We start from the raw sequence: 6,271 nt of genomic DNA, 5'->3' as shown, positions 1-6,271 counted from the left end.
GTGCGCCCAGCGCGAGCATGGCCGCGCCCTCCAGGGCGCCGAGGCCTTTCTCGCGGTACTGGAACATCGTCACGCCGCCGTCAATGGCGGCTTCCAGCACTTCAAGCGGGTCAGCCCCCGCACAGTTCGCGCTGCCCATAACCAAATAAAGCCGCAGCGCATCGCGCAGCCGGTCTTCGCTTAATTTCATACGCCACCCCGTTTCCGGCGTCCGTAAGCCCAATGGTTCGTCGGGCCGTGCCCGCCTCCGATATGAAGCGGCTCGGCAATCGCCGCCTGAATGAACTGCTTCGCCAGCCGGACCGCTTCCGGCACTTCAAAGCCCTGCGCCAACCCGGCCGCAACGGCTGAAGCGAACGTACAGCCCGTCCCGTGCGTGTGCCGGGTTGCGATGCGCGGCGCCGTGAACTCGGTGAACGTCTCGCCGTCATACAACAGATCCGTCGCGTAATCCGCATCCTCCGCGTCGTGGCCGCCTTTGATCATCACGTTCCTGCAGCCGTACTGATGAATGCGCTTTGCGGCTTCTCTGCGCGAAGCCGTATCGGTGATGTTCACCCCGCTCAGCGCCTCCGCTTCGGGGATGTTGGGCGTTACGACCGCCGCCAGCGGCAGCAGGCTGTCGATCATGGTGTCGATCGCTTCCTGCTGCAGCAGCGAAGCTCCTCCCTTGGCGATCATAACCGGGTCCACGACGACCCGGCTCCAGCCGTACCGCCGTATCGCGGCTGCGGCCGCACGAATAATGTCGCTGCTGAACAGCATCCCCGTCTTGACCGCATCCGGCGGCAAATCATCGCCGATTGACGACAGCTGCCGTTCCACGGCTTCTACGGGCAGCGGGTATACGCCCTGCACACCGAGCGTGTTTTGCGCGGTTATGGCCGTAACCGCCGACATCCCGAATACGCCCAGCTCCTGAAACGTCTTGAGGTCGGCCTGGATGCCCGCCCCGCCTCCGCTGTCGGAACCTGCAATGGTAAGCGCCTTATAAATGGTGGACATAGTTAATTCCCTCCTTTATATTTCACACTCGGCTGAACCCTTCGATCGGACTGCTCGCCGAAGCGTAACGTTTTTTGGGAATGCGCCCCGCTTCAAAACCGGCGCGTCCCGCTTCTATCGCAAGCTTCATCGCCAGCGCCATCTTTACCGGGTCTTTGGCGCCGGATACCGCCGTATTCAGCAGCACTCCGTCAGCTCCCATCTCCATCGCCAATGCCGCATCCGAAGGCGCACCGATTCCCGCATCGACGATGACCGGCACTTTCGCTTGTTCAATAATGAAGCTCAGGTTGAGCGGATTGACGATGCCCAGCCCTGTGCCGATCGGCGAGGCTCCCGGCATAATCGCATGCACGCCTAACTCCTGCAGCCGTTTGGCCAGCAGCACGTCGTCCGAAGTGTACGGCAGCACGATAAAGCCTTCTTCCAGCAGCATTTCCGACGCTTTCAGCGTTTCGACCGGATCAGGCAGCAGCGTCCGCTCGTCTCCGATCACTTCGACCTTGATCATGTCGCAAAGGCCGGAAGCTTTCGCCAGCCTGGCGATGCGAACCGCTTCCTCCGCGGTTTTGGCGCCGGCCGTATTCGGCAGCAGCGTGAACTGCTCTACATCGAGCATCGACAAAAAGTTCGGCTGACTCGCCTCAAAAATGTTCATCCTTCTCACCGCAAACGTTAAAATCTGCGATCCGCTAACGTCGACGGCCTGTTTTTGAATATGAAAATCGGGAAATTTCCCCGTTCCGAGCAGCAATCGCGATGTGAATTCATAAGATCCTATTTTTAACATTGTCATTATCCCCCTCCGACAAAATGAACGATTTCGATTTTGCTGCCTTCGGCGATTTCGGCTCCGTCGTGATCCTGCTTTTGAAGGATCGCATGATTCAGCTCCACGACGAGCATTTTACCGGTTAATTCAAAATGCTCCAGCAGCCCGCTCACCGTCGTTACCGTATCCGGCACCTCCACGGCCTGGCCGTTAATGTGCAGCTTCAATAGCGCTCAGCTCCTTTCTATTTTCCCGATGCGCGGCCCGCGGACAAAAAGCATCCCGCCACTCGCGGCACCCGGCCACGTCCCCGGATTCCTCGTCCAAAACGATATCCGCCATGATCCTGCCGGTTAACGGACTTAACAAAATGCCGTTCCGGTAATGTCCCGCCGCGATAAAAAGCCCCTCATATTCCGGCACCTTGCCGATATAAGGCAGGCCATCCCCTGCCTGCGGCCGCAGCCCCGCCCACGCCTTCTCCCATTCGGCTTCGCCAATGCCGGGCATCAGGCGCTGCGCCCGCTCCAGCAGCAGGCTCAGTCCGTGGAGCGATACTTTGCGGTCGTAGCTGCCTGGGAGTACGGTCGCCCCGACGACCAGGCGGCCGCCCGCTTTGGGCACGATGTAGCAGCCGTGCGAGAACAGCGTTTTGACCAGCTGCGGCTTGTGCGTCAGGACGGAAAAGCATTCGCCTTTTACCGGGTGCATCGGCAGCCGGACGCCAATACCGGAGAGCAGCTGTCCGCTCCAAGTTCCCGCAGCGACGACGACCTGATCGGCGTGCAGCGGCCCGTCGCTCGTCATGACGCCGGCCGCCCGGCCCTTGTGGACGAGCAGCCCGAGCGTCTGGGCGTACTCCCGCAGCCTCGCGCCGAGCGCCGCAGCTGCTTGCGCCAACGCTTGCGCGAGATGCGGCGCATCCACCTGCCCGTCGTCCGGCAAATATAACGCCCCGAGCGTGTCCGGGCTCAGTTCCGGCTCCAGCCGGACGGCATCGGCGGCGCTGAGCCACTCGGCCCGCTCGCCGGCGGCCTTTTGCAGCTGCGCTCGCGCCCGCAGCCCGCTGCGCTGCTCCTCCGTCAGCGCGACGTGCAGCAGCCCCTCGCGGATCAGGCCGATGTCGATGCCGGTTACCGCTTTCAGTTCTTCCGCCAGCTGCGGGAACATGCCGCGGCTCTGCCTGGACCATTGAAACAGCGGGCCGGTATCCTCCATCTCGGACTGCGCTCCGAGCATCCCCGCTGCGGCGGAGGAAGCTTCCGCACCCAGCCTGCCTCTCTCCAGCAGCGTCACCCGCTGCCCCCGCTTCGCCAGTTCGTAGGCAATCGAACAGCCGATCACGCCGCCGCCGACAATAATCACATCAGACTTGTCAGTGATGTTCACTTATCTCTCCTCCTCGCGCTTCAGTTTGCTCGCGTATGCCTGCACAGCCCGCAGCGGATCGGCCGCTTCCAAAATACCGCTCATCACGGCCACCCCGGCCGCTCCTGCGGCCAGCGCCGGCTCCACCCGCTGCGGCGTTATGCCGCCGATCGCGATGACCGGGACCGCCGTGCGCGCCGCAACTTCGCGCAGTTGCTCCAGCCCTCTCGGGGCGGCTCCCGGCTTGGAATTCGTCGCGAAAATGTGCCCGTACATGACGTAATCCGCCCCTTCCCGCTCTCTTTGCAGCGCTTCTTCGACGCTGTGCACCGAAAAACCGGCCCGGCCGGAGCTCGCGGGGCTCGTCGCCCGAACCGACGGAAGCGGCGGCGAATCGCCCGGCAGATGAATGCCGCCTAGCAGGGCTTCCGCCGCCAAGGAAGGATGTCCGTTCATGTACATCCGCGAGCAAGGCACCCCAGCCGCCATGATTTGACGAATTCCCTGCAAAATTTCTTCAGCCGTCTTGTCTTTCTCCCTGATGTGAATGGCCGTCACGTACGGCCAAATCCGCGACGCGATGGAAGCCAGCTCGGCCCAATTCTGTTTTCCCGTCGATATGACATGAAGCTCGTTACCCGGCATCCGCTGATAGGCTCCTTTCCGATACAAACAAAAAAACCACTTTTCCGAAGAAAAGTGGTTATCGCTGGCGCCGCACTCCAAAAAAACATCAAATGCCGCATCTATTCGAAAGTCCGCTTTCCTCCGCTGGTATGACCCAGTTCAGGTTCAAAGGGTTCAGATCGCTCTGTCTCAGCCTTACGGCGCCCCTAGGGATTTGCTTTCAATGATTCAGTTGTTCAGTTGCTATCCATCATAACACGAAGAACGCAGATTGAAAATAGATCATTCAGATCCGGTCGATTTTATGGAAAATCTCGGCCCATCGCGAAGCATGCTTTTAACCCTGTAAAATTTCCTTGACAATTGCTTTAAGAGGAGTCAACGTGCCGATCAGGTTCTTCAGGTCATCCGACGTTTTGGATGTCTCGCCTTCGGCAACCGCCTGGAAAATCCCCGCGAACAAGGCAGCTACAGGCTCCGGAAGCCCGCCTTGCAGCAGAATCGCCTTTTGCTCATCGTATGAAACCGATTGATAGACAACCTGTTTGCCGGATACCTCTGAAATCACCTGCGCAAGCTCGCCGAAGCTCCACGTTTCGCTTGCAGTCAGGTTATAGGACTTGTTCTCATGACCTTCCTGCGAAAGAACCACGGCACCGGCCAAGGCAAGATCGTTCCGAGTCGCCGTATTGACTCTCCCGTTGCCCGCATTCGTGACCAATGCTCCGAACTGTACGGCTGCGCCCACCGACTGAGGGGTAATGAACACGTCCGTATAGAGTGAATTGCGCAGGAACGTGTACGGGATATTTGCCGCGAGAATGAGTTTTTCCGTTGACACATGCATTGGAGCAAGAGCCATGTTGGATTGTTCGCCAAAGGCAAAGCCGTAGTATAAAATATGACCAACCTTGGCTGTTTTAGCCGCTTCGACTACATTCGTATGTTGAGCCATACGCAGCGTTTCATCGTGAGCGTCGGGGCTCGGAATGAAGAGCAGCTTGGAGGCGCCGGCAAAAGCTCGTTCAAGCGAAGCCCGGTCGTTATAGTCTCCTTGACGCAATTCAACGCCGAGTTCGGCAAGCGCAGAAGCTTTCTCCACATTGCGGACGACCGCGACGATTTGATTCGCCGGCACTTTTTTATCCAAAAGATGATGAACAACCAGACCTCCGAGTTGACCTGTAGCACCCGTAATTACAATAGACATGAACTCATCGTTCCTTTCGCTTCAAATTTAGAAAATAGTCAGCCGTTCGTTAAAACTTTCCGTTCGTATTTTTCCACTGATCCTTCGGCGGAATCGCCTCGATGATGTCCCAATGCTCGGCGATTTTACCGTTATCCAACCGGAAAAGGTCATAGACCGCAGTATCCGAACCGCTAAAGCTTGCTTCGCTTACAACCAAAACAAAATTGCCCTCTCCGATAAGCTTCTGAACTTTAAACGAACCGGAAGCGCCCCCCTGCTTGGCCATTTCCTGGAACGCCTTCATCACTGTCGACACCCCGTCCCCAAACATCGGGTTATGCTGGATGTAATTGTCGCCGTTGTAGTAGGTCGGGAATGCCGCCGGATTTTTGCCCATGAACACATCCTCGTAAAACTGGCTGATCAAAGCCTTGTTCGCCTCAGTTTTGTCGGGATCGGCGACCTCGGCGCTTCCGTCCACTAACGTATGGCCGCTCGGGTTAGGCGCGCCAACATCTTGAAGGTTGTCCCAGTGCTCGACGATCTTGCCGTTTTCGAATCTGAAGATGTCGAACACCGCTTTTTGGGAACCGAAAAGGTTAACCTCCGCATGAACGGCCACATAATCGCCGTCTTCGAGCACTCTTTTGATATCATACGTAACGCCCGCGCCTTTCATTTGCTTGGTGGCCTCGATCACGGTCTCCCTGCCGCTTGGGAAAGCGAGATTATGCTGAATGTATGTGTCCGGGCTGATCCATTTCTCCATGGCCGCCGGATCTCCGGTTTCGAAGCTTTTCAGCACCGCGGCCGCTTTGTCCTTATTGCTCGTTGCGATGATGACGGATCGGGCCGAAGCGTCCCATTTCACCTGTTTGCCCAGGATTTGTTTGACGAAATCGGCAGGAACGTACGTTTTGCCGCTTTCGGACAAAATCGGCGCCGCCGGCAGTTGGACCGTTTTGTCATCTACAGCCGCTTCCTTACTGCCCACGCGGATATGAATTTTCGTCTTGTCTTTGCTTAGCGTGACGCTTCGATCATCCGCATTCCAGACAATATGCTCGTTATCGTCCCGGACTCCCAGTTTCGTCACGACAGCCCGCAACGGCAGCAAAACTTGATCGTTTTGCAAAATCGGAGCATCCGCAAATGTATCCTTTTGCCCGTCGATCACGATGCTGATATCCCCGGCGGCATTAGCCGCAAAAGCAGGCATGGAAGAAGATATAAGAAATAATCCGGCTAACAGGCTGGAAGCAATATGCTTTTTCATTATTTTGGATCCGCCTCGATTCGTTATGTAA

General features: G+C 57.6%; 8 protein-coding genes and 1 riboswitch. All 8 genes read right to left on the bottom strand.

Features of this window, described 5'->3' with window-relative positions; all coding sequences use genetic code 11:
* Positions 1-190, bottom strand: a 190-nt coding sequence (locus tag AC0LWT_RS34750; RefSeq protein WP_474686235.1) for a thiamine phosphate synthase, incomplete at its 3' end; no start/stop codon positions are given.
* Positions 187-1,005: a bifunctional hydroxymethylpyrimidine kinase/phosphomethylpyrimidine kinase gene (gene thiD, locus AC0LWT_RS34745; protein ID WP_474686233.1), complete on the bottom strand. Its 819-nt coding sequence runs from the start codon at positions 1,003-1,005 to the stop codon at positions 187-189. The genes AC0LWT_RS34750 and thiD, both read right to left, overlap by 4 nt.
* Positions 1,006-1,027: 22 nt before the next feature.
* Positions 1,028-1,795 (bottom strand): thiazole synthase, encoded by a 768-nt coding sequence (locus tag AC0LWT_RS34740; protein ID WP_474686231.1) that lies wholly within the window; start codon positions 1,793-1,795, stop codon positions 1,028-1,030.
* A 5-nt stretch (positions 1,796-1,800) separates the two neighbouring features.
* Positions 1,801-2,004 carry a sulfur carrier protein ThiS gene (gene thiS, locus AC0LWT_RS34735; protein ID WP_474686229.1) on the bottom strand — a complete coding sequence of 68 codons (204 nt, stop codon included), beginning with the start codon at positions 2,002-2,004 and terminating at the stop codon, positions 1,801-1,803.
* A complete protein-coding gene (gene thiO / locus AC0LWT_RS34730) occupies positions 1,988-3,166 on the bottom strand; it encodes a glycine oxidase ThiO (RefSeq protein ID WP_474686227.1) in 1,179 nt (392 codons plus the stop codon). The genes thiS and thiO overlap by 17 nt, the downstream gene beginning before the upstream one ends.
* Positions 3,167-3,790: a thiamine phosphate synthase gene (locus AC0LWT_RS34725; RefSeq protein ID WP_474686225.1), complete on the bottom strand. Its 624-nt coding sequence runs from the start codon at positions 3,788-3,790 to the stop codon at positions 3,167-3,169.
* Positions 3,791-3,891: 101 nt separating this feature from the next.
* A riboswitch (TPP riboswitch) is annotated at positions 3,892-3,990 on the bottom strand.
* A 119-nt stretch (positions 3,991-4,109) separates the two neighbouring features.
* A complete protein-coding gene (locus AC0LWT_RS34720; protein ID WP_474686223.1) occupies positions 4,110-4,982 on the bottom strand; it encodes an SDR family oxidoreductase in 873 nt (290 codons plus the stop codon).
* A gap of 49 nt (positions 4,983-5,031) precedes the next feature.
* Positions 5,032-6,240, bottom strand: coding sequence for a stalk domain-containing protein (locus AC0LWT_RS34715; RefSeq protein WP_474686221.1), 1,209 nt, complete (start codon positions 6,238-6,240; stop codon positions 5,032-5,034).
* Positions 6,241-6,271 lie beyond the last annotated feature (31 nt).

It is taken from the genome of Paenibacillus sp. sgz302164, assembly GCF_056120505.1.
Note: the sequence above shows the minus strand (reverse complement) of the source record. Positions and strands in the feature narration are given on the sequence as shown.

Coding starts and splice junctions, on each gene's coding strand:
- thiD (WP_474686233.1), bottom strand. CDS start 1,005: ATGTCCACCATTTATAAGGCGCTTACCATTGCAGGTTCCGACAGCGGA.
- AC0LWT_RS34740 (WP_474686231.1), bottom strand. CDS start 1,795: ATGTTAAAAATAGGATCTTATGAATTCACATCGCGATTGCTGCTCGGA.
- AC0LWT_RS34725 (WP_474686225.1), bottom strand. CDS start 3,790: ATGCCGGGTAACGAGCTTCATGTCATATCGACGGGAAAACAGAATTGG.
- AC0LWT_RS34720 (WP_474686223.1), bottom strand. CDS start 4,982: ATGTCTATTGTAATTACGGGTGCTACAGGTCAACTCGGAGGTCTGGTT.
- AC0LWT_RS34715 (WP_474686221.1), bottom strand. CDS start 6,240: ATGAAAAAGCATATTGCTTCCAGCCTGTTAGCCGGATTATTTCTTATA.